General features: G+C 51.3%; 1 pseudogene. It reads left to right on the top strand.

What is annotated here, in order from left to right:
• Positions 1 to 226: pseudogene (locus tag NLF92_RS13950) on the top strand (methionine synthase); the annotation flags it as partial.

Genomic DNA, 226 nt, shown 5'->3' with positions numbered 1-226 from the left:
AGCGCGAAACCGTGACAATTCGCAATCCTTACGAAGCGAGTGAACCCACGGTGGTTGGCCCGGTGTCCCGAACCAAACCGGTGTTTGTCGATGGCGCCAGGTTCCTCAGAAAACAAACTAACCAGCCAATTAAATGGGCCTTGCCTGGCCCGATGACAATGATCGATACTTTGTATGATGCGCACTATAAAAGTCGCGAAAAGCTGGCCTGGGAGTTTGCCAAAAT

The sequence above is a fragment of the Opacimonas viscosa genome (assembly GCF_024199005.1).
Lineage (GTDB): Bacteria > Pseudomonadota > Gammaproteobacteria > Enterobacterales > Alteromonadaceae > Opacimonas > Opacimonas viscosa.
The sequence above is the reverse complement of the archived record's forward strand: the minus strand, read 5'-3'. Positions and strand labels throughout refer to the sequence as shown.